This window comes from Pseudomonas fluorescens group sp. PF-1, from assembly GCF_054481335.1.
The window spans coordinates 2387689-2409189 of record NZ_JBTMNG010000002.1; the positions used below are offsets into that span (position 1 = coordinate 2387689).

The 21501-nt window shown below is 60.9% G+C and carries 15 protein-coding genes; 9 read left to right on the plus strand and 6 right to left on the minus strand.

All coding sequences use genetic code 11. The features are described 5' to 3' along the window. Positions 1 to 35 precede the first annotated feature (35 nt). Positions 36 to 2498 (minus strand): TonB-dependent siderophore receptor, encoded by a 2463-nt coding sequence (locus ACX3YD_RS25875; protein ID WP_458961376.1) that lies wholly within the window; start codon positions 2496 to 2498, stop codon positions 36 to 38. Positions 2499 to 2921: 423 nt separating this feature from the next. On the opposite strand from ACX3YD_RS25875, the gene ACX3YD_RS25880 reads away from it, so the two are divergent. From ACX3YD_RS25880 to ACX3YD_RS25900, 5 genes are all read left to right on the plus strand, one after another. Continuing rightward, positions 2922 to 3404: a sigma-70 family RNA polymerase sigma factor gene (locus ACX3YD_RS25880; RefSeq protein WP_103405864.1), complete on the plus strand. Its 483-nt coding sequence runs from the start codon at positions 2922 to 2924 to the stop codon at positions 3402 to 3404. Between the two features lie 455 nt (positions 3405 to 3859). Then, a complete protein-coding gene (gene mgtA, locus ACX3YD_RS25885; RefSeq protein ID WP_090468206.1) occupies positions 3860 to 6577 on the plus strand; it encodes a magnesium-translocating P-type ATPase in 2718 nt (905 codons plus the stop codon). Positions 6578 to 6730: 153 nt separating this feature from the next. Further along, on the plus strand, positions 6731 to 7144 hold the full coding sequence (locus tag ACX3YD_RS25890) for a chemotaxis protein CheY (protein WP_103405863.1): 414 nt from the start codon (positions 6731 to 6733) through the stop codon (positions 7142 to 7144). Between the two features lie 110 nt (positions 7145 to 7254). Next, positions 7255 to 7881, plus strand: a complete 627-nt coding sequence (locus ACX3YD_RS25895; protein WP_103405862.1) for a response regulator transcription factor — start codon at positions 7255 to 7257, stop codon at positions 7879 to 7881. After that, complete coding sequence (locus ACX3YD_RS25900) at positions 7882 to 11121, plus strand: transporter substrate-binding domain-containing protein (protein WP_458961377.1); 3240 nt, start codon at positions 7882 to 7884, stop codon at positions 11119 to 11121. Between the two features lie 3 nt (positions 11122 to 11124). Here the strand turns inward: ACX3YD_RS25900 and dkgB are convergent, their stop codons facing one another. Beyond that, a complete protein-coding gene (gene dkgB / locus ACX3YD_RS25905) occupies positions 11125 to 11928 on the minus strand; it encodes a 2,5-didehydrogluconate reductase DkgB (RefSeq protein WP_458961378.1) in 804 nt (267 codons plus the stop codon). Between the two features lie 270 nt (positions 11929 to 12198). On the opposite strand from dkgB, the gene ACX3YD_RS25910 reads away from it, so the two are divergent. From ACX3YD_RS25910 to ACX3YD_RS25920, 3 genes are all read left to right on the plus strand, one after another. After that, positions 12199 to 13065, plus strand: coding sequence for a pirin family protein (locus tag ACX3YD_RS25910; protein ID WP_458961379.1), 867 nt, complete (start codon positions 12199 to 12201; stop codon positions 13063 to 13065). 180 nt (positions 13066 to 13245) lie between these two features. After that, complete coding sequence (locus ACX3YD_RS25915; RefSeq protein WP_458961380.1) at positions 13246 to 14688, plus strand: mechanosensitive ion channel domain-containing protein; 1443 nt, start codon at positions 13246 to 13248, stop codon at positions 14686 to 14688. Positions 14689 to 14830: 142 nt separating this feature from the next. Further along, entirely contained in the window at positions 14831 to 15271 is a 441-nt protein-coding gene (locus tag ACX3YD_RS25920; protein ID WP_103405858.1) for a carboxymuconolactone decarboxylase family protein, read from the plus strand. 24 nt (positions 15272 to 15295) lie between these two features. On the opposite strand, the gene ACX3YD_RS25925 is transcribed toward ACX3YD_RS25920, so the two are convergent. The 4 genes from ACX3YD_RS25925 to ACX3YD_RS25940 form a co-directional block, all read right to left on the minus strand. Next, positions 15296 to 16888, minus strand: coding sequence for a DHA2 family efflux MFS transporter permease subunit (locus ACX3YD_RS25925; protein ID WP_458961381.1), 1593 nt, complete (start codon positions 16886 to 16888; stop codon positions 15296 to 15298). Next, positions 16885 to 18006 (minus strand): HlyD family secretion protein, encoded by a 1122-nt coding sequence (locus tag ACX3YD_RS25930; RefSeq protein WP_458961382.1) that lies wholly within the window; start codon positions 18004 to 18006, stop codon positions 16885 to 16887. The genes ACX3YD_RS25925 and ACX3YD_RS25930 overlap by 4 nt, the downstream gene beginning before the upstream one ends. Positions 18007 to 18183: 177 nt before the next feature. After that, positions 18184 to 19365, minus strand: a complete 1182-nt coding sequence (locus ACX3YD_RS25935; RefSeq protein ID WP_458961383.1) for an acetyl-CoA C-acyltransferase family protein — start codon at positions 19363 to 19365, stop codon at positions 18184 to 18186. Beyond that, positions 19362 to 20144 carry an enoyl-CoA hydratase-related protein gene (locus ACX3YD_RS25940; RefSeq protein WP_458961384.1) on the minus strand — a complete coding sequence of 261 codons (783 nt, stop codon included), beginning with the start codon at positions 20142 to 20144 and terminating at the stop codon, positions 19362 to 19364. The genes ACX3YD_RS25935 and ACX3YD_RS25940 overlap by 4 nt, the downstream gene beginning before the upstream one ends. Before the next feature lie 232 nt (positions 20145 to 20376). Between ACX3YD_RS25940 and ACX3YD_RS25945 the strand changes: the two genes are divergently transcribed. After that, positions 20377 to 21480, plus strand: a complete 1104-nt coding sequence (locus ACX3YD_RS25945; RefSeq protein WP_458961385.1) for a polyamine ABC transporter substrate-binding protein — start codon at positions 20377 to 20379, stop codon at positions 21478 to 21480. Positions 21481 to 21501: the final 21 nt, after the last annotated feature.

Here is a 21501-nt window from a genome sequence, read left to right on the forward strand (position 1 = left end):
CACAAGGCGGGCATTTTTCATTTCGGTTCACCCGCTCAGAAGTTGTACTTCGCGGTCAGTTGCAGGTTGCGCGGTTCGCCGTCGAACGTGGTGCCGAAGTTGCCCAGGCCTGTCAGGTAGTGCTTGTCGAACACGTTGTTGGCATTGACGGTGAAGCTCAGGTGGTCGTCGTACTGATAGCGGGTCATCAGGTCCACCAGGGTGTAGCCGCCTTGTTTGAGGGAAGTGGCGCCTTCGGTAGGGCTGGAGCTCTGGCCGTAGAACGCGCTCTGCCAGCTGATGCCGCCGCCGACGGTGACCTGGTCCAGTACGCCGGGCAGGCGATAGGTGGTGAAGGTGCGCACGACGTGTTCCGGTTTGGTGGTGGCCAGCGGAAAGCCGTAGATGCGCTGTTCGTCCTTGTCGCGGGTACGGGCGTAGGTGTAGCCGGCCGAGACGTTCCAGCCTTCGGCCAGTTCGCCGGCCAGTTCCAGTTCGACACCCTTGGTGGTCGCGCCGGAGGTCGGTTTGTAGATGTCTTGGCCGGTGTTCGTGTCGGTGATGACGTATTGGGCGACGTTGTCCTGCTCGATGCGGAACAGGGCCAGGCTGGCGTTGAGTCGGCCATCGAGGTAGGCCGCTTTCAGACCGGTTTCATAGCTGTCGCCTTCGACCGGGTCCAGGGTCTTGCCGCTGGCGTCTTTGTTGATTTGTGGCTGATAGATGTTGGTGTAACTGGCATAGACCGAGTAGGTGTCGTTGAGGTCGTAGACCACACCGGCATAAGGCGTGACGACCCCGTGTTCCTTATAGCCGGCGTGGGTGTCGGCTTGACCGGCGTCAGCGTTGTAGCGGTAATCCTCGTTGTATTTGAAGGTACTCAGGCGGCCGCCGAGGATGAACGACAGGTCGTCGGTCGGGCGCAGGCGCGTGGCCAGGTAAATGCCGTTCTGGCTCTGGGTGCGCTCGTATTTGCCGTTTTTCGGGAAGTCCTGGTACGCCAGGTCGCCGTTCCAGTCATAGATGCTGCCCGGGACCAGGCCGGTGGCGCTGGTGTCGTAGGTCGCACCGGTCTGACGGGAGTGGGAGGTCATGAAACCTGCCACCAGTTCATGCTCACGACCGCCCAATGTAAACGGGCCGGTCACGTTGACGTCTGCGGTGTTCTGCACCCGATGACCTTCCCAGCGGCCCCAGTAAAGGAACATGCCTTCACCGGTGGCGCGGTCCGGGCTGCCGCCGCTGGCCGAGGCCAGGCGGGTGTCGTGGTCGGTGGTTTTCTGGTCGAGGCTGAGCTTGAGTTTCCAGTCGTTGGCCAGTGCCTGTTCCAGGGCGGCGAAGTAGGTGGTGCTGTCGAAATCCCGACGGCTCCAGTCGGCACCCGGGTTGAAACTGCGCGGGAAGTCGGTACGGCCGCCATCGGCGAAGTACACCGCGTTGCCGGTCCAGGAGCTGCCGCGCGGGGTGGCACTGGACTTGTCGACGCCGAAGGTCAGCAGGGTGTCGTCGCTCAGGTCGGCTTCGAGGATGCCGTAGAACAGGTCTTTTTTCTGGCTGTAGTGGTCGATGTACGAATCCTTGTCCTGATAGGCACCGACAAAGCGACCACGCACGTTGCCCGAATCGGTCAACGAACCGGAGATGTCGCCTTCGGTCCGATAGTTGTCCCAGGAACCGGCGGTGGCGCTGATCGACGCCTTGAAGTCCTTGGTCGGCTTCTTGCGTACCAGGTTAACGGTGGCCGACGGGTCGCCCGCGCCGGTCATCAGGCCGGTCGAGCCCTTGATGACTTCGACCCGATCCAGGCTGGCGGCGTCGTCGCTGTTGTTCGGGTTTTCACCGTAGACGCCGTCGTAAGGGATGTTGACGCCGTCGTACTGAAAGTTGGTGATGGCAAAGCCGCGAGCGGAGAACTCGGTACGGTCACTGTCGTACTTTTGCGCCGAGACCCCCGGGGTATTGCGCAGCACATCACCGACGCTCTTTGCACCCTGATCGTCCATTTGCTGGCGGGTGATCACGGTGACCGTCTGTGGGGTTTCCCGAATGGTCAGCGGCAGCTTGGTGGCGGTGGTGGTCGCGCCGGTGGTGTAGGAGCCGGTGTCTTCGGTGACCAGCCCCAGGGCCTGGCCGGAAATGGTGGTCGCGCCCAGTTGCAGGCTGGAGGCACCACCGGACGTCAGCGTGACGCTGTTGCCATTGATCTGGAACGAAATACCGCTGCCCTTGAGCATTTCGGCCAATGCCGCGGAAGGCTCCAGCGACCCGGACACCGCGCGGGATTTGAGGCCGGCCACTTGATCGGGGCTGTACAGGATCTGCAGGTTGGTCTGCATGCCCAGTTCCGTCAGGGCACTGGACAGTGGTTGCACGGCAATACTGACTTTTACCGGTTGCGCATTGGCCATCGAGCTCCCCAGCAAGGTGGCGGTCAGCAGAATGCCGGTCAGCAGGGTTCGATGCAGGGTCGGGCGCTGAACGGCCAGCGCGAGAGGTGTGCGGCGTGAAAGGGATCGCATTACTTGCCTGTGCTCCTGAAAAGGGTCGTGCGGAGTTTTTGTTAATGGGAATTATTATTAAGACGGGGCGTGGGCGCGAAACCGGAAAAGAAATTTCAGAATGATGAATGGCCGAGGTTTTTAGGTTCAGGCGGGGCGAAAAACAACCTGTAGGAGCGAGCCTGCTCGCGATGGACGTCTGGGCGCCGCGTATCGTCAGGTTGTCTCGCGTAATCGTTGACGTTTTTCGCGAGCAGGCTCGTGCCTACAGAAAGCGATGCGTGGGGCCACGACTATTTCCGAGCAGGGCAAAGCATTACTTTAAATCTATATGAGAATTACTATAAATTACGCACCTCAAATTGCCACTATCGTGCCACTGTCTGCTTCAGTGTCCGATCAAGTCGCTCAAGGACAGAAACCGCACCCGTGCGGACGGGAGTCATGTTGGAAAACTACTATCGCGAGCTGGTGTGTTTCTTGAACGCCAAGCTCGGCAACCGTCAGGTGGCCGAAGATGTGGTGCATGACGCTTACCTGCGTGTCCTGGAACGCTCCAGTGACACGCCGATCGAGCAGCCGCGGGCGTTTCTCTATCGCACCGCGCTGAACCTGGTGATCGATAATCATCGGCGCAATGCCTTGCGCCAGGTCGAATCGCTGGAAGTGCTGGACAGCGAAGAACGCTATGTCAGTCCTTCGCCCCTTAACAGCCTTGACCATGGCCAGCGCATCGACATGCTCCAGCGCGCATTGGCCGAACTGCCACAGCTGTGCCGCGAGAGTTTCCTGCTGCGCAAGATCGAAGGACTGACCCACCCGCAGATCGCCGAGCACCTGGGTATTTCCAAGGCCATGGTCGAAAAGCACATCGTCAATGCGATGAAGCACTGCCGGGTGCGCATGCGGCAATGGGATGCGCATTGATCGGCCCGTTGCCCCGTCCGTTTCATAAAAACACCTTGCAGCCGCTGCGCAACAGGGCCCTTAAAAGCGCTGCAACGCTTGTAAACTGAACCCTTCCTGAAGAACCCCACAATTCCCCCTGCAAGATTCTGTAACAGGTTTACTCTCCAAAAACCGGGGCGTAAGCTTCGCGCGTTTTCATCAATAGCGGAGACCCACAGTGGGTACTTGTTCGAGTGACAGTAGTCGGCCGGTTTCGATAACCGGCACCTTCCCGGCAAGATAACGCGCATTTTTTTATGCCGTTGTCTCGCCGTAAAGCGAGCAGCGGCATCCCGATTCCGGCCGGCCCAGGCTGGATTCCCGACGTCCTCTCATCGACGCTGACCCGTGCGTGATGTTCGACCTTGTGTCGTCATCGCGACGCATCGACACGCCTGCTCGACGGTTTCCTGGCCGACCCTGGGGGAACTGCCATGAACCTGACCCTGCTCAAGGAATTCTTTGCCGGATTCCTGCGCACCCGCCACATTGCCCGGCACTTCCGTCGCCTGGCGCTGCTGGAAAATTTCACCGACACCACGGTCAGCCGTGAGGTCCCGCCCACCCTGGCACAAACCCTGGTCAACGCCGCGATCAGCGATACCGGCCACTTGCTGGAGAGCCTCGGCAGCCACACCGACGGTCTGAGCGAACTCGAAGCCGAAGCCGTGCGTGAGCAGGTCGGCCTCAACGAAGTCGAACACGAACAACCGCTGCCATGGTGGGTTCACCTGTGGCACTGCTACAAAAACCCGTTCAACCTGCTGCTGACCCTGCTGGCGGTGATCTCCTGGCTGACCGAAGACATGAAGGCCGCCACCGTGATTTTTTCGATGGTGGTGCTCTCGACCTTGCTGCGCTTCTGGCAGGAAACCAAATCCAACCAGGCCGCCGACGCCCTCAAGGCCATGGTGAGCAACACCGCCACTGTGCTGCGGCGGGATCTGGAGGACCACGGTGCCCAGCGCATCGAGCTGCCGATCAAGCAACTGGTGCCAGGCGATCTGATCGTGCTCTCGGCGGGTGACATGATTCCCGCCGATTGCCGGGTGCTGAGCGCCAAGGACTTGTTCGTCAGCCAGGCGGCCATGACCGGTGAATCGATGCCGGTGGAGAAGTTTCCACGCCAACAGGACAACGACACCTGCAACCCGCTGGACCTGGACAACATTCTGTTCATGGGCACCAACGTGGTGTCGGGCACGGCCATGGCGGTGATCCTGACCACGGGCAACAGCACGTATTTCGGCGCACTGGCGCAGCGGGTCGGCGCCACCGACCGTGCACCGACCTCGTTCCAGACCGGGGTCAACAAAGTCAGCTGGCTGCTGATCCGCTTCATGTTCGTGATGGCGCCACTGGTGTTGTTCATCAACGGCTTCACCAAGGGCGACTGGACCGAAGCGCTGTTGTTCGCCCTGTCGATTGCCGTGGGCCTGACCCCGGAAATGCTGCCGATGATCGTCACCTCGACCCTGGCCAAGGGCGCGGTGTTCCTGTCGCGCAAGAAAGTCATCGTCAAACGCCTCGACGCCATCCAGAACTTCGGTGCCATGGACGTGCTGTGCACCGACAAGACCGGCACCCTGACCCAGGACAAAATCTTCCTGGCGCGCAATGTCGATGTCTGGGGCAACGATTCCGACGATGTGCTGGAAATGGCGTACCTGAACAGCTACTACCAGACCGGTCTGAAAAATCTGCTGGATGTGGCGGTGCTTGAACACGTGGAAATCCACCGCGAACTGAAAGTCGGCACGGCGTTTCGCAAGGTTGACGAGATCCCGTTCGATTTCAATCGCCGGCGCATGTCAGTGGTGGTGGCCGAGCGTGACCAGCCACACTTGCTGATCTGTAAAGGGGCGGTCGAAGAGGTGCTGGCGGTCTGCTCGCGGGTGCGCCATGGCGAGATTGACGAAGCACTGAGCGAGGAACTGCTGGCGCGGATTCGCCAAGTGACCGCGACCTTCAACGCTGAAGGGCTGCGGGTGGTTGCCGTGGCCGCGCGGCCGATGGTTGAAGGGCGTGACGCCTACAGCCTGGCGGATGAACGGGACCTGACGCTGATCGGCTACGTCGCCTTCCTCGACCCGCCGAAAGAAAGTACCGCGCCCGCGCTTAAGGCGTTGGCCGCCCACGGTGTGGCGGTGAAAGTGCTGACCGGCGACAACGAACTGGTCACCGCGAAGATCTGCCGTGAAGTCGGCCTGGAGCAACAAGGCCTGCTCATGGGCAATGACGTTGAGCGCATGAGCGACGCGGAACTGGCGGTGGCGGTGGAGCACACCAATGTGTTCGCCAAACTCACGCCATCGCACAAGGAGCGCATCGTCCGTCTGCTCAAGGGCAACGGCCATGTGGTCGGCTTCATGGGCGACGGCATCAACGATGCGCCGGCCCTGCGCACCGCCGACATCGGGATTTCGGTGGACAGTGCCGTGGACATCGCCAAGGAGGCGGCGGACATCATCCTCCTGGAAAAGAGCCTGATGGTGCTGGAGGAGGGCGTACTGGAAGGTCGGCGGACCTTCGCCAACATGCTCAAGTACATCAAGATGACGGCCAGTTCGAACTTCGGCAACGTGTTCTCGGTGCTGGTGGCCAGTGCATTTATTCCGTTCCTGCCGATGTTGCCGATGCACCTGCTGGTGCAGAACCTGCTCTACGACATCTCGCAGATTGCCATTCCGTTCGATAACGTCGACGCGGACATGCTGAAAAAACCACAGCGCTGGCAACCCGCCGACGTCGGGCGGTTCATGCTGTTTTTCGGGCCGATCAGCTCGATCTTCGACATCACCACCTTTGCGTTGATGTGGTACGTGTTCGACGCGAACACCCCGGACCATCAAACCCTGTTCCAGTCGGGCTGGTTCGTGGTCGGGCTGCTGACCCAGACGCTGATCGTGCACATGATCCGCACGCCGAAGATCCCGTTCCTGCAAAGCCGCGCGGCGATGCCGTTGATGGTGATGACCGCGGTCATCATGGCGGTGGGCATTTTCCTGCCGATGGGACCTCTGGCGCACTACTTCAAACTGCAGGCGCTGCCATCGCTGTACTTTGTATTCCTGCCGGTGATTCTGCTGGCGTACATGGGCCTGACCCAGGCGGTGAAGGGGTTCTACATCCGGCGATTCGGCTGGCAATAAGGCTGTCAACCGCAGGCGCCGGGCAAGCCCGGTGCCTGCGGGAGAACGCGCCGCCAACGGGGTACGGGATTTAGGAAAAGTCCTACAGAAAGCTCGACAGGTCTTCCGTAGCCTTGCGCCCTCACTCATCTGACACCTTTCTGGGGGCGCACGTTGTCGAACAAGTCCTTACGCATCCTGATCGCTGACGAGCAACACTTCAATCGGCTGAGAATCGAGCGCTGGTTCAACCAACTCAGTTACTTTCGGATAGCGCCAGTGCAAAATCTCGACGAGTTGCTGAGCCTGGTGGAATACGGTGGCGAGCCCTTCGACCTGTTGGTCATCAATGCCGCGCTGCCGGGCGGGAAGCTGGATCTGTTGGATTACTGCCTCGACAACCGACAGTTGGATCGCGTGTTGATCTACGACGGCCAGCAGGCGCAACTGCCACCTGTCCCAGCCTGCGAGCGGCAGAAAATTCAGGTCAGCCATGCCTCGCTGCCGGATCCGGGGACGATCCAGCGCCTGATGGCGATCATCGATCCACGCCTGCCGTTTGTCGGCACTGTCATTTCTGTCAGGTAGTTTGCAGAGGCTTTTCATGCAACAGTCTATGCGCAGCTACTGCGTCCAATTCGAGCTTTGCTCATGGGTAATCAGTGCCTAATCGTCGTGTTGTTGCACAGGGAGTAGCCATGAAGTCAGTGCTGATAGTGGACGATCACCCGGTGATTCGCGGCGCACTCAAAATCGTACTCAAGCAAGAGGGGTACAAACGCATTTACGAAGCGGCCAGCGGTAACGAAGTGCTGCCGATGATCCGTAAGCACCGACCGGAACTGGTGGTATTGGACCTGAACATTCCGTCCCTCGACGGGCTGGATGTGCTGGCCAGGATCAAGGGCGGTGAGGTGCCTTGCCGGATCGTGGTCTTCACGTCCCAGGAGCCGGAGTTTTTCCAGGACCGGTGCATGCGTGCAGGGGCCTCTGCCTTCGTCGCCAAGACCAATGACCTGCAGCATTTGCATAAAGCCGTGCACGCGGTGATGTCCGGTTACACCTATTTCACCCGCTTACCCTCCAGTTCAGTGTCGTTGAGCACACTGCAACGCAGCGAGAAACAGATGATCGCCAATCTGTCGGACCGTGAGCTGTCGATCTTCCAGCACCTGGCCAGGGGGATGAGTAACAAGGCCATCGCCGAAATCATGCATTTGAGCCACAAGACCGTCAGCACCTATAAAACCCGTTTGACGGACAAGCTCAACGTCGATTCACCGGTGCACCTGCGCGATCTTGCCCGGCGCAATCACCTGATCTGAATGAACATTTTTCGACGCCCGCGCGACCTGAGCATCCTTTTGCTACTGGGACTTTGTCTATGGGCATCGAGTGCCTGCGCGCAGCCGAAAACGTTGACCTTGCTCGGGCGCTCAAGCGTGGAGGGCGACAGCATCAAGCTGTCCGCGGCCGATTCGCGCTGGCTGCAGCAAAAGGGGCGGCTGGTGCTGGCCGTCTCGGCTCCGGATTATCCGCCCTTCGACATCACCACCACCGGCCATGCGCTGGAAGGGGTGACGGCGGACTATGCCGGTGTGCTCCAACAACTGTTGCAGGTGCAGATCGACGTTCAGCGCTACGAGTCCCGGGAGGAAGCGGTCCGGGCGCTCAAGGAGGGGCATGCGGACTTGTTGGGCACGGCCAATGGTTATGAGGCTCAGGACCCGCAGTTACAGATGTCCAGTGCCTATGCCGTCGATCAACCGGTGCTGGTGACCCAGACTGATGCGCCTCGGATAACGGACCCGACGCTGGCCGGCAAGCGACTGGCGATGCTGTACCACTATTTGCCCGAACACAGCGTGCAGCAGTTCTACCCCGACGCGAACGTTCAGCTCTATCCCTCGACGCTGGCGGCAGTGGGTGCCGTGGCCTTCGGTCAGGCGGATGCGTATCTGGGCGATGCGATCAGCGCCCATTACCTGATCAGCAAGAACTACCTCAACAACGTGCAGTTGGCCGACTTCTCGCGCATGGAGTCCGGCCGTTTCGCTTTTGCGATGACCCGCGACAACCGTCCGTTACTGGGCATCGTCAACCAGGCGTTGGCCGTGATTGCCACCAATGAGCAGATGAACATTTTGCGGCGCTGGGGGGCGGGGGGGGTGTCCATGCCGGGCACTCAGTCTCTGCAATTGAGCGCGGCCGAGCAGCGTTGGCTCGACCGGCACCCGCGTGTGAATGTGGCGATCAATGCGAACATCCCGCCGATCACGTTCACTGACAGCGAGGGCCGGTTTCGTGGCATCGGTGTCGATGTCCTGGCGAAAATCGGCCTGCGCACCGGCATGCAGTTCGACATTCACGTCATGCATTCGGTGAGCGAAATGATAGAGGGCATCAAGAGCGGCCAGATCGACATGCTGGCCGGGATCGGCCTCAGTTCTCGACGGGAAGAGGCGCTGCTCTTTACCCGGCCATTCCTGACCAGTCCTTCGGTGCTGGTGACACGGGTAGCACCGGGCAGCCCAAAAACCCTGGATGAGATGGCCGGAAAAACCCTCGCGCTGACCCAGGGCAACATCGCCAGCGAGTACATTCGGGAGCACTTCCCGCTGATCCGCTGTGTGGATGCGCCCTTGTCGGCGGAGGCCATGGAAATGGTCGCCCAGGGCAAGGCCGATGGCAGCATCAACTCCTTGATCGGCGCCCGTTACCAGATTTCCCGGCAATATCGCGATCGTCTGCAAGTGACCAGCACGGTGGGCACCGACCCCGCTCGCAGCACCCTGGCCACCAGTCGCGAAGCCACCGAGTTGCATTCGATCCTGGACAAGGCGCTGCTGAGTATCCCCCCTGAAGAAATCGACGAGATGATACTGCCCTGGCGCAATGACCTGATGGTCGAGCAGAGCTATTGGCTGCGGCATCGGCAGACCATTTTCCAGGCGTTCGCCGCCGCTGGCGTCTTGCTCTTGATCGCTTTGGCAGGGATCGTCTGGCAGCGTCGGCAGATCCGGCAGCGTCAACAATTGCTGGCGCAACTGCAGGACGCCAAGGACGCCGCGGACGACGCCAACCGGGCCAAGACCACGTTTCTGGCCACCATGAGCCATGAAATCCGCACGCCGATGAACGCCCTTATCGGCATGCTCGAACTGGCGCTGAAACGGGCGGATGAAGGCGTCACCGACCGTTCGGCCATCGAAGTGGCATCCAATGCCGGCCAACAATTGCTGGCATTGATCGGTGACATTCTGGACATCGCCCGTATCGAGTCCGGGCATCTGTCGCTGACGCCGGAGCGCACCCGCTTGCAGGCGTTGGTGCTGTCGGTGTGTCGGATCTTCGAAGGCCTGGCGCGGCAGAAAAACCTGCAATGGCGGGTTGAGCTCGACCCACAGAGCGACTGTGATGTGCTGATCGATCCCACGCGTTTCAAGCAAGTGCTGTCCAATCTGTTGAGTAATGCGATCAAGTTCACCCCTCAAGGCGAGGTCAGTCTGAAACTGCGGGTGGATCCGCTGTCATCGCAGCGTCTGGCGGTCAGTGTGCAAGTGCAGGACAGCGGTATCGGCATCAGCGCCTTCGATCAGCAGCGCTTGTTCAGTCCCTTCGTACAGGCCGGCAATGGTCAGCAATCGGGTCGGCAGGGTTCCGGGCTGGGGCTGGTGATCAGCCGCACCTTGTGCGAAATGATGGGTGGTCGCTTGCAGCTCGAAAGCACCCTCGGGGGCGGTACCCGTGTCGACATCAACCTTGAACTGGTCGCCCTGCAACCGCTGCCCGCCAGCGCGCTGGAGGAGCGCGCCGTGCAGGCACCGACACGACCGCTGACGATATTGGTGGTCGACGATTACCCGGCCAATCGCCTGTTGCTCTCGCGGCAGTTGAGCTGGCTGGGGCATCAGGTGCTGGAGGCCGAGGATGGCCAGCAAGGTCTTGAGCAGTGGAGCGAGTTCGAATTCGACCTGGTCATCACCGACTGCAACATGCCGGTGGTCAGTGGTTATGAGTTGGCGGGGGCGATTCGCGACGAGGAGCGGTGCCAGGGATTGTCGCCGACGGTGATCCTGGGGTTAACGGCCAATGCGCAACCCGAGGAGAAAATTCGCTGTATCGAGGCGGGGATGGACGATTGCCTGTTCAAGCCGATTCGGTTGGAGGATCTGAGCGCCTGGTTGGCCGCAAGGTTTTTGAGCGAGCCGGCCGCGCCGGTCAAAGCGCCTTCATCCGGCGAGATCGACTTGAGCGGACTGGAGCGCTATGTGGGCGCCGATCATGAGCTGATTACCCAGTTGTTGCACGATCTGGCAGTGACCAATCGCGATGATCGTGAACGCCTGCTGCAGGAGCATGCCAGCGGTAATCACCATGGCTTGCAGGAGCTGGCGCACCGGATCAAGGGCGGAGCGTTGATGGTCCGGGCCATGAATCTGGTCGAGTGCTGCGAACAGCTGGAACGTGCGTGTGGCGAGGGCAACGCGTCACTGATCGACGTCGCCGTCGATCAGTTGCAGCAAGCCATGAGGCGCCTGGAACAAGGCCTTGAGCAGGGCTGACGCTTAGTCCCAGTGTGGCGCGATGCCTTTGGGGCTGGTCAGGCGATGGCCGCGATCCAGACTGGCGATCAAGGCCATGTCGGCATCGCTCAACTTCAGTTCGCAAGCCTTCAGGTTGCTTTCAAGGTTGGCGCGTTTCGTGGACGAAGGAATCACCGCGTAACCCGATTGCATGGCCCAGGCCAGGGTGACCTGCGCCGGAGTCGCCTGCAGGCGCTCGGCTATCTGCCGGATGACCGGGTCCTTGAGCACTTCGCCGTAGGCCAGGGTCATGTATGAGGTGATCTGGATGCCATGGCGCTGCGCGAACTCGACCACTTTGCGGTTTTGCAGATAGGGGTGCAGTTCGATCTGGTTAGTAGCGATGTGCTCGGCGCCGATGGCGGCGATGGCTTGTTTCATCAGGTCGATGGTGAAGTTCGATACCCCGATCTGCCGGGTCAGGCCCAGTTGCCTGGCTTCGAGCAGGGCGCCCATGAATTCCTCCACCGGTACCTGATCTTCCGGCGACGGCCAGTGGATGAGCGTCAGGTCCAGGTAGTCGGTGCGCAGTTTGCGCAGGCTCTCCTTGAGACTGTCGATGAGGCGCTCCCTGGCGAAGTTGGCCACCCAGATCTTGCTGGTGATGAACAGTTCTTCACGGGCAATGCCACTGGCGGCGATGGCCTGGCCGACCTCGGCTTCGTTCTCGTAGATTTGCGCGGTGTCGATGACCCGGTAGCCCAGTTCGAGGCCGGTGCGCACCGAATCGATGACCACCTGGCCTTGCAAGCGAAAAGTACCCAGGCCGAATGCGGGGATAGACATGAAAGACTCCAGAGGTTGCAGTGGGAATGGGCGCGAGTATCCGTATTCGCTTCCCTGGGAAAAACCGCTGCAATGGCAAAGCAATGTTTACCGGAAATCATCAATCGGACAGTCTGCTGTAGCGCGAGGACTGATCTGGCGGCGTGGGCGTCAGCTGAGTAATCATCGTTCCGCTAGTAGAACGATCAAGCTGTTTTTCACCGTCTAGCGCTTCATTGGCGATGTTTTTAAGCTATGTCCATGGTTTCACTCACCTCTTCAGGAGACACCATGAAAAACATCATCGGTATCTACACCAGCCCGCATATGCACTGGGTCGGCGACGGTTTTCCGGTCCGTACGCTGTTTTCCTACGACAACCTGGCCAAACACATCAGCCCGTTTCTGCTGCTGGATCACGCGGGGCCGGCTGAATTCACCCCGACCACCGAGCGACGTGGCGTGGGTCAGCACCCGCACCGGGGTTTCGAAACCGTGACCATCGTCTACAAGGGCGAGCTGGAACACCGTGATTCCACCGGCAGTGGCGGCAAGATCGGCGCCGGCGATGTGCAATGGATGACCGCAGCTTCCGGCATTCTCCACGAAGAGTTCCATTCCGAAAGTTTTGCCAAAAGCGGCGGCACCCTGGAGATGGTGCAGTTGTGGGTCAACCTGCCGGCCAGGGACAAAATGGCCGACCCCGGTTACCAGACCCTTCTTGACGCTGATATCCCAAGCATCGCCCTGAAGAACAACGCGGGCCGTCTGCGCTTGATTGCCGGTGAGTTCGAGGGGCAAACAGGCCCGGCGCGCACCTTTACGCCGATCGACGTTTGGGACCTGCGTCTCAATGGCGGCCAGGCGCTCACGCTTGACCTTCATGAAGGTCGTAACACGGCGTTGGTGATCTTGCGCGGCACGGTTCAGGTCAATGGTCTGGAGTCGGTGGGCGAAGGCCAGTTGGTCCTGTTCGAGCGCCAGGGCGACCAGCTCAGCCTGCAAGCGAGTGCCGATGCAGTGGTGCTGTTGCTCAGCGGTGAGCCGATTGACGAGCCGATCGTTGGTCACGGTCCGTTCGTGATGAACACCGAACAGGAGATCCACCAGGCTTTCGCCGACTTCCAGTCCGGCCGCTTCGGTCGCATGCACGGTTGACGGGAAGACCCGCGACATCGCGCTGAGCATGGGCACGTACATCCGGCAACCCCCATAACCTGTGGCAACGGGCAAGCACGCTGCTGCAGGTTTGTGCACGTCAGGCTCCAGCTAAATCAATTGCTCCTACACTGTGGCCAATGCGATCTTGCGTTCATTGTTCCGGGCTGGAGTTGCTTGATGTTGTCTTTTCTTACCGAACATCCGCTGATTTGCGCCATGGCGCTGGTGTTGATCGATCTCGGGCTGTGGCGTTTGGTCAGTGCCAATCGCAATGGCTGGAAGCTGTTGGTGCGGGTCGTGATTTTTTCATTGTTCAGTCTTCTGTTGTTCAACGAAGGCTTGAATCCGATGGAGCCGGCGCCGTGGGCCGACAACGTGCCGTTGCATCTGGCGGCGACAGGGTTGCAGATCGGTTGGTGGCTGTTCGGTGCGCGCACCCTGACCGTGTTGATTGGCGCGGCGATGATGCAACGGGTCGGGCATACCGGGCGACTGTTGCAGGACCTGCTCGGCGCGGTGATTTTCCTGGTCGCGGTCATCGCGGCCCTGGCGTATGTGCTTGATCTGCCGGTCAAGGGCGTCCTGGCCACATCCGGCGCGCTGGCGATCATTGTCGGCCTGGCCTTGCAGAGCACCCTCAGCGACGTGTTTTCCGGGATCGTCCTCAACACCACCAAACCCTATCAACTGGATGACTGGATCTCCATCGACGGCACCGAAGGCCGGGTCATCGACATCGATTGGCGCGCCACGCGCCTGCAGACGTCCCTGGGCAGCATGGCGGTGATTCCCAATTCGCTGGCGGCCAAGGCCAAGATCGTCAACTTCAGCCGGCCCAGCGACATTTTCGGCATTTCGATCAGTTTGCAGGTGAGCCCCCATGTCCGGCCGAACAGGGTGATCGATGCCCTTGAGCGGGCGATGCAGGGCTGTCGCATGCTGTTGAACAAGCCGGCGCCGAAAGTGGCGTTGAAAAGCGCCAGCAGTGCCGGTGTCGAATACGAAATCAGCGGGTTTGTCGCCTCGATGAACGAGCAGCGCGAGGTACGCAATCAACTCTACGATCTGGCGTACCGGCATTTGCAGGCGTCCGGGGTCAACCTGTTGTCGAGCGAGGAACCCATCGCATCGACCAACCTTTCACGGCCACGGGCGCTGCTCGACAGTTCACCGATCTTCTCTACCTTGCGTCAGGAAGAGAAAGAAACCTTCAGCCAGAACATGAGCCTGCAAACCTTTCGTGCCGGCGAGACGATATTGGCGGCGGGGGAGGTCAGTGATCATTTGTTCATCATTGAATCCGGGGTGGTGACGGTCACCTTGAGCCGCCACGGTACGCCTTTCGAATCCGGGCGCATGGGACCGGGCGAAGTGATCGGCGAGGCGGGCATCCTGGAAGACAGTTCGGTGCCCGCCGCGTTCGCGGCGAAAACCCCGTGCGCGCTTTACCGCATCGAGAAGGAGTACCTCAAACCTTGTCTGGATGCCCGTCACGACATCAACGATGCGATGAAAAACCTGCTGGATTTCCGTTTGCACAAAGCGCAGACACTGACTCAGGACGTGCCGCAGGTTGTGCAGAAAACGGGTTTTTTGCATTGGTTGCGTAATCGGGTATGAAGGGTCGTTGCAGGATTCGTGGGGGAGGTTGACCTTTCTTCTTGCGCAAGTGGCCTCCTCGACTTCTGGAATATTGGCTATTTGTCCAAAGCGCTTCAGGCACTAACGTAGTCACACATCCACTTGCCCTGGAGCACATCCCATGCAACCACGTACCGATTTCTATACCGCCAGCCCTGACGCCCTCAAAGCTATGATCGCCCTGGAAACCGCGGTTTCCAAGCTGCCGCTGGAGAAGCCCCTGATCGAGCTGGTCAAGCTGCGTGCTTCGCAAATCAATGGCTGCGCCTTCTGCATCGACATGCACACCGCCGATGCGATCAAGGGGGGTGAAACCCCGCGTCGCCTGTTCGCCGTGACCGCCTGGCGTGAAGCGCCGTTCTTCACCGAGCGTGAACGCGCCGCGCTGCTGTGGACCGAATCCCTGACCCAACTGAGCCTGACCCACGCGCCGGATGCAGACTACGAAGTGGTCAGCGCCCAGTTCACACCCAAGGAAATGGTCGACCTGACCGTGGCCATCAGCACCATCAACAGCTGGAACCGCCTGGCGGTAGGCTTCCGCAAAACCCCTCAGGCCTGATCCTCAAGTCGTTGCCGATGCGCCTCAATGGGCATCGGCACTCGGCGCGGCCGGTGGTTGCACCTTGCGCATCAAGGGCACCATCGCCGTGGCGATGACGAAGCAGACCCCGATCATCAGAAACGCGTCGCCATAGGTTTGCGTCTGGGCTTCGCGATAGGTCAACAGCCAGAGCTGATGCAGGCTGGCAGTGACCCCGACATCGCCGCTCTGTCCCAGGGCGGCGAAGTTGTTTGCGACCTGCGACAGCCACTGGTTGAGGGCTTCGTTGGTGCTGTTGAGATTTTCCGCCAGCCGGGTGAAGTGCAGGTTGGTGCGGTCATTGAGAATGGTCGCACAGGCGGCGATGCCAATCGCGCCGCCCAGGTTACGCATCAGGTTGAACAACCCCGAAGCATGTTTCAGTCGCGCCGGTGCCAACCCGCCCAGGGTCAAGGTCACTGCGGGCGGCACCGCCAATTGCTGGGCAATCCCGCGCAGGGCCTGCGGCAGCATCAATTCCCTGGCCCCCCAGTCATGGGTGATCGGGCTGAAATCCCACATCGACAAGGCGAACAGCCCAAGGCCGGCCATCATGATCCAGCGCAGATCGACACGGTTGGCCAGAAAGGCATACAGCGGAATCGCCATGATCTGGAACACGCCGGTGGAGAAAACCGACAGACCAATGTCCAGCGCGCCGTAGCCACGCACCCGACCGAGAAACAGCGGCGTCAGGTAAATGGTGGCGAACAGGCCGATGCCGGTGACGAACGAGAAGAAGCAGCCGAGGGCGAAGTTGCGGTCCTTCAAGGCTCGCAGATCGACGATCGGGTTGGCCACGTGCAAGGTCCGGCCAATGAACGCCAGGCCTGCCAGGCCGCTGATCCAGGCGGTGGTCAGAATCGTGCGGTCACTGAACCAGTTCCAGCGCGGGCCTTCTTCGAGGGTGTATTCCAGGCAACCTAGGAACAGCGCGAGAAACACCATGCTTGTATAGTCGGCGCCCTTGAGCAGCGAGAGTTCCGGCTGATCGATTTTCACCAGGATCGGCACGGCCACGGCGACAAAAATTCCTGGCACCAGGTTGATGTAGAACAGCCAGTGCCAGGACGAAATGTCGGTGATCCAGCCACCGATGACCGGGCCCAGGGTCGGCGCCAAAGAAGCCACGGCGCCGATGGTCGCGGCGGCGATGACCCGTTGCTTGCCGCTGAAGAACACGAAGGCCGTGGTGAACACCATCGGGATCATCGATCCGCCGAGAAACCCTTGCAGGGCGCGGAAGGCGATCATGCTCTGGATGTTCCATGCCGCGCCGCACAACAGGCTGGTCAGGGTGAAGCCCACCGCCGAGGCGCAAAACAGCCAGCGGGTGGAAAACACTCGGGAGAGCCAGCCCGACAGCGGAATGACGATGATTTCGGCGATCAGATAACTGGTTTGCACCCAGGCAGTTTCGTCGGTGCCGGCCGACAGTCCGCCACCAATGTCACGCAGCGACGCCGAGACGATCTGGATGTCCAGCAACGCAATGAACATGCCGATGCACATGCTGGCGAAGGCGAAGACCTTGGTCGCCGTCGCCATGTTCGCCGCATTGAACGGTTGCGCCGGGGCGGCGAAGGCGCGGCTCATGGCGCGCTGGCCACGGCTGGCGCTTCAGGCTCCTTGCGGGTGTCCACTTCGGCGGTCACCGACAGGCCGGGGCGCAGGTGGCCGAGCACGCCGTCAGCCGGATCGAGGTGGATGCGCACTGGCACCCGTTGCACGATCTTGGTGAAGTTGCCGGTGGCATTTTCCGGCGGCAGCACGCTGAACTGAGCGCCGCTGGCCGGCGCGAGACTGTCCAGGTGACCGTGGAATTCCTGACCCGAGAGCACGTCGGCATGAATCACGACTCGCTGGCCGGGCGTCATGCGTGCCAATTGGTCTTCCTTGAAATTGGCATCGACCCACAAGCCGCTGGAGGGCACCACCGACAGCAGTTGCGAACCGGCCTGGGCATAGGCGCCGAGCCGTGCCCGGCGGTTGCCGATCACGCCGTCGACGGGGGCGCGCAGTTCGGTATAGCCAACGTTCAACTGCGCCAGATCACGTTCGGCCCTGGCCTGGATCAGCGCGGCGCGGGCCTGCTGCTTCTGGGTGGCGATCACGTTCAACTGCCGCTGAGCGGCCAGCAACTCAGCCTGGGCGCGATTGCTTTGGGCCTGGGCGGTCTTGAAAGTGGCGTTGGCCCTCTGCGCGCTTTCCACGGAAACGGCGTTGGTGCTGACCAGTTTTTTGTAGCGCGCGTCGTCATCCCGCGAACGGGCGGTTTCGGCGCCGGCGGCGTCGATGCCGGCGCGGGCCTGGCCGATGACGGCTTGCTGCAGTTGTTCGGTCGCGTCGAGGTTGGCTAGCAAGGCTTCCTCGGCCGCCACCGCACCTTCGGCCTTGGCCAGGTTGGCGCGGTAATCGCGGGAGTCGAGACGAATCAGCACATCGCCGGCCTTGACCTTCTGGTTGTCGGTCACCAGCACTTCGTCGATGTAACCCGCCACTTTCGGCCCGATCACCGTTACGTCGCCGCCGATGTAGGCATCGTCCGTTGCTTCGATGAAACGGCCGGTTGTCCACCAATGCGCGGTATACACGCCGGCCACTACCAGCGCCGCCACACCCAGCGTTGGCAGCAGCAGGTGCTTGAGCAGGGGAGACCGGGGGGTGTTCACCGGGATAGCAAGGTCGGGTTCAACGGAGGGCATGCCGGTCATGGAGAATTACCTGTCGGAAGCGGCTTTTAATTACGTGCGTAATATGACGTATGTAATATTTTGTGGCAAATGGTTTTTGCGGCCGGTCGTCAGGTGCAAGGTCAACGGAGGATTGAAGTCGGAAACGAGGACGGAGGAGCTGCCAGCGGCAGCTCCTCACAGGTGTAACGTGGGGGATTAAACGCGTTCGAAAATCGCCGCAATCCCCTGACCGCCACCGATGCACATGGTCACCAGGGCGTAACGGCCGTTGATGCGGTGCAGTTCGTGGATGGCCTTGGTGGCGATGATGGCGCCGGTCGCGCCTACCGGGTGACCCAGGGCGATACCCGAACCGTTCGGGTTGACCTTGGCCGGATCGAGGTCCAGTTCCTGGCTGACCGCGCAGGCTTGTGCGGCGAAGGCGATGTTGGCTTCGATCACGTCCAGGTCAGCGACGGTCAGGCCGGCGCGCTTGAGTGCCAGGCGCGTGGCCGGGATCGGTCCCAGGCCCATCAGTTCAGGCTCGACGCCGGCGTGGGCGTAGCTGACCAGACGCGCCAGTGGGCGCAGGTTGTTAGCCTGGACCGCGTTGCCGGTGGCCATGACCAGCGCCGCCGCGCCGTCGTTCAAGCCCGAAGCGTTGCCGGCGGTGACCGAACCCTCTTTCTTGAACGCCGGCTTCATTGCGGCCAGCTGTTCCAGGGAGGTGGCGCGTGGATGCTCGTCGACGTTGAACAGCTTGGTGCCCTTGCGATCCTGGATTTCCACGGTCGCGATCTGCTCGCTGAAATAACCGTTGGCAATCGCATGGGCGGCGCGTTTCTGGTCTTCCAGCGCCAGGGCATCCTGCATTTCGCGAGTGATGCCGTTGCGTTCGGCGATGTTCTCGGCGGTGATGCCCATGTGGATGTTGTGGAACGGGTCATGCAGGATGCCCAGCATGTAATCGATGGCCTGGACGTTGCCCATGCGCGCGCCCCAACGGGCCGAAGGCAGCAGGTACGGGCCGCGGCTCATGGATTCGGCGCCGGCACCGATGGCGATTTCGGCATCGCCCAGCAGCAGCGTCTGCGCCGCGCTGATGATCGCTTGCAGGCCGGAACCGCAGAGGCGGTTGACGTTGTAGGCCGGGGTTTCTTTCGGGATGCCGGCGTTCATCGCGGCGACCCGGGAGATGTAGGCGTCACGGTTTTCGGTCGGGATCACGTTGCCCATGACCAGATGACCGACCAGCGCCGGGTCCACGGCGGCCCGTTGCAGGGCGGCCTTCACGGCGGTGGTGGCCAGGTCGGCGGGTGGTACGTCCTTGAGTGAACCGCCAAAGGTGCCGATGGCGGTACGGGCGGCGCTGACGACGTAGATTTGCGGAGTGTTCATGGCTGGTTTCCTTTCGGTGAATTCTTATCAGTACTGCGATTGAGCAGGGCGTTCAAGGCCGTTTTCGCTTCGTCGCTATTGAGGCGTTCGATGAACAGCAGGTTCTCTTCACGCAGGGTGGCTTGCAGTTCGGCCATGCCGGCCTGTTTCATCAGTTGTCGCGATTGCCGCAGGGCGTGTCTGGGCATTGCCAACAGCCGATGGGCCACACGGGTGGCCGCCGCCAGGCATTGCGCCCCGTCGTCGAACACCTCGTTGGCCAGGCCCCATGCCACCGCTTCGCTGCCGTCCAGACTGTCGCCCAACAGCAACAGGCGTGCGGCGCGGGCCTGCCCGAGCAGGCGCGGCAGCAGCAGGCTGGCACCGAACTCCGGGCACAGGCCCAGGTTGACGAACGGCATGCGCAGCTTGGCATTGCGGGTGACCAGCACCTGATCGCAATGCAGCAGCACGGTGGTGCCAATGCCGATCGCGGCCCCGCACACGGCCGCGATCAGTGGTTTTTGCAGATGGGTCACGGCGCGCATCAGGCGAAAGGCCGGGCTGTCCAGATGTGTAGGTGGTTGTTGCAGGAAGTCCACCAGGTCATTGCCGCTGGAAAAACAGGTCGGGCCACCGGTCAGGATGACCACGCCGACCGAGTCGTCCTCGTCCGCGGCGAACAACAGGTCGGCCAGGCGCATGTACATGGCGTTGGTCAGTGCGTTGAGCTTGTCGGGGCGGTCGATGGTCAGCGTCAGTACGCCATCGCGTTGTTCATGTTTGATCAGGTCGGTCATGGATGGCTCTTGCAGAGTCGGTTCGGCCGCCACTTTAAGCGGCAGGCAAACCCCGCAGCTATGACAAAACGGGTCAACCCACCTGATGCTTTTTGCCATGTGCCGTGACTTGGCCGGCAGTGCCAGTCGGTCCGCACACACCCATTCGGGGTATGGTGCCGCCTGGCGAATCGCCCAATAGTAGGTTCACCGCTCATCCAGAGCCGAACTCGCTTGATAAGGTGAATGTGCAATGCGCAAGACACTGAGGGTGATTTCCAGTCTGTTTGCTCTTCCGTTGATCATCAACGCCCAGGCCGCCGAAGTGGACGACAGCCATACGCTGCGGCTCTACAACTGGGCGGATTACATCGGTGAAAAAACCCTGTCGGACTTTGAAAAGTCCACCGGCATCAAAGTCATCTACGACACGTTCGATTCCTATGAAACCGTGCAGGCCAAGTTGCTCACCGGCCACTCCGGTTACGACCTGATCGTGCTCAACGCCTCCCTCGCACCGCCGCTGATCCAGGCCAGGGTCTTCCAGCCGCTGGATAAAAAGTTGCTGCCGGGCTGGAGCAATCTTGACCCGAAAGTCCTGCACGACCTGCAAGGGTTCGATCCGGGCACCGCCTACTCGGCGCCCTACACCTGGGGCAGCAACGGCGTCACGTACAACGTCGACAAAATCAAGGAGCGCATGCCGGACGCGCCGATCGGCTCGCTGGCGATGATCTTCGATCCGAAGATCGTTTCGCGCTTCGCCGACTGCGGCGTGACCCTGCTCGATGCCCCCACCGAAGTCATTCCCATGGCCTTGAAATACCTGGGACGTGACCCGAGAAGTGCGGCCCCGGCGGACCTGAAAGCCGCCCAGGACTTGCTGCTGTCGGTCAGGCCGTACATCCGCAAGTTCGACTCGGTCAATTACCTCACCAGTCTGCCCAATGGCGACGTGTGCATGGCCATGACCTGGTCCGGTGACTACGCGACGGCCATGGCCCGCGCCGAAGAAGCCAAGAAGCAGAGCAACCTGGCGTACTTCATTCCCAGGGAAGGCTCGCTGATCTGGTTCGACAACATGTACATCCCGGCCGATGCGCCCCACGTCGCCAACGCCCACAGGTTTCTGCAATACCTGATGCAGCCGCAGGTGATGGCGGACGTGAGCGACTTCATCAATTACGCCAACAGCAACGCGGCGGCCACGCCATTGCTCAATGCCAGCGTGCGAAACAATCCGGCGATTTATCCCGATGAAGATGTTCGTCAACGGTTGTTTCCGCAGAAAACCCAGGACGCGAAAGACATGCGAGCCATGACACGCGTCTGGAGCACCGTGAAAAGCGGGATTTGATCGTCCAATCGTTTTGTTTGA

What these genes read in the sequence shown, in the direction of transcription:
- ACX3YD_RS25925 (WP_458961381.1), bottom strand. Translation starts at nt 16,888, where the DNA reads ATGAGCCGCGCCTTCGCCGCCCCGGCGCAACCGTTCAATGCGGCGAAC.
- ACX3YD_RS25930 (WP_458961382.1), bottom strand. Translation starts at nt 18,006, where the DNA reads ATGACCGGCATGCCCTCCGTTGAACCCGACCTTGCTATCCCGGTGAAC.
- ACX3YD_RS25895 (WP_103405862.1), top strand. Translation starts at nt 7,255, where the DNA reads ATGAAGTCAGTGCTGATAGTGGACGATCACCCGGTGATTCGCGGCGCA.
- dkgB (WP_458961378.1), bottom strand. Translation starts at nt 11,928, where the DNA reads ATGTCTATCCCCGCATTCGGCCTGGGTACTTTTCGCTTGCAAGGCCAG.
- ACX3YD_RS25880 (WP_103405864.1), top strand. Translation starts at nt 2,922, where the DNA reads ATGTTGGAAAACTACTATCGCGAGCTGGTGTGTTTCTTGAACGCCAAG.
- ACX3YD_RS25875 (WP_458961376.1), bottom strand. Translation starts at nt 2,498, where the DNA reads ATGCGATCCCTTTCACGCCGCACACCTCTCGCGCTGGCCGTTCAGCGC.
- ACX3YD_RS25935 (WP_458961383.1), bottom strand. Translation starts at nt 19,365, where the DNA reads ATGAACACTCCGCAAATCTACGTCGTCAGCGCCGCCCGTACCGCCATC.
- ACX3YD_RS25945 (WP_458961385.1), top strand. Translation starts at nt 20,377, where the DNA reads ATGCGCAAGACACTGAGGGTGATTTCCAGTCTGTTTGCTCTTCCGTTG.
- mgtA (WP_090468206.1), top strand. Translation starts at nt 3,860, where the DNA reads ATGAACCTGACCCTGCTCAAGGAATTCTTTGCCGGATTCCTGCGCACC.
- ACX3YD_RS25940 (WP_458961384.1), bottom strand. Translation starts at nt 20,144, where the DNA reads ATGACCGACCTGATCAAACATGAACAACGCGATGGCGTACTGACGCTG.
- ACX3YD_RS25915 (WP_458961380.1), top strand. Translation starts at nt 13,246, where the DNA reads ATGTTGTCTTTTCTTACCGAACATCCGCTGATTTGCGCCATGGCGCTG.
- ACX3YD_RS25910 (WP_458961379.1), top strand. Translation starts at nt 12,199, where the DNA reads ATGAAAAACATCATCGGTATCTACACCAGCCCGCATATGCACTGGGTC.
- ACX3YD_RS25900 (WP_458961377.1), top strand. Translation starts at nt 7,882, where the DNA reads ATGAACATTTTTCGACGCCCGCGCGACCTGAGCATCCTTTTGCTACTG.
- ACX3YD_RS25920 (WP_103405858.1), top strand. Translation starts at nt 14,831, where the DNA reads ATGCAACCACGTACCGATTTCTATACCGCCAGCCCTGACGCCCTCAAA.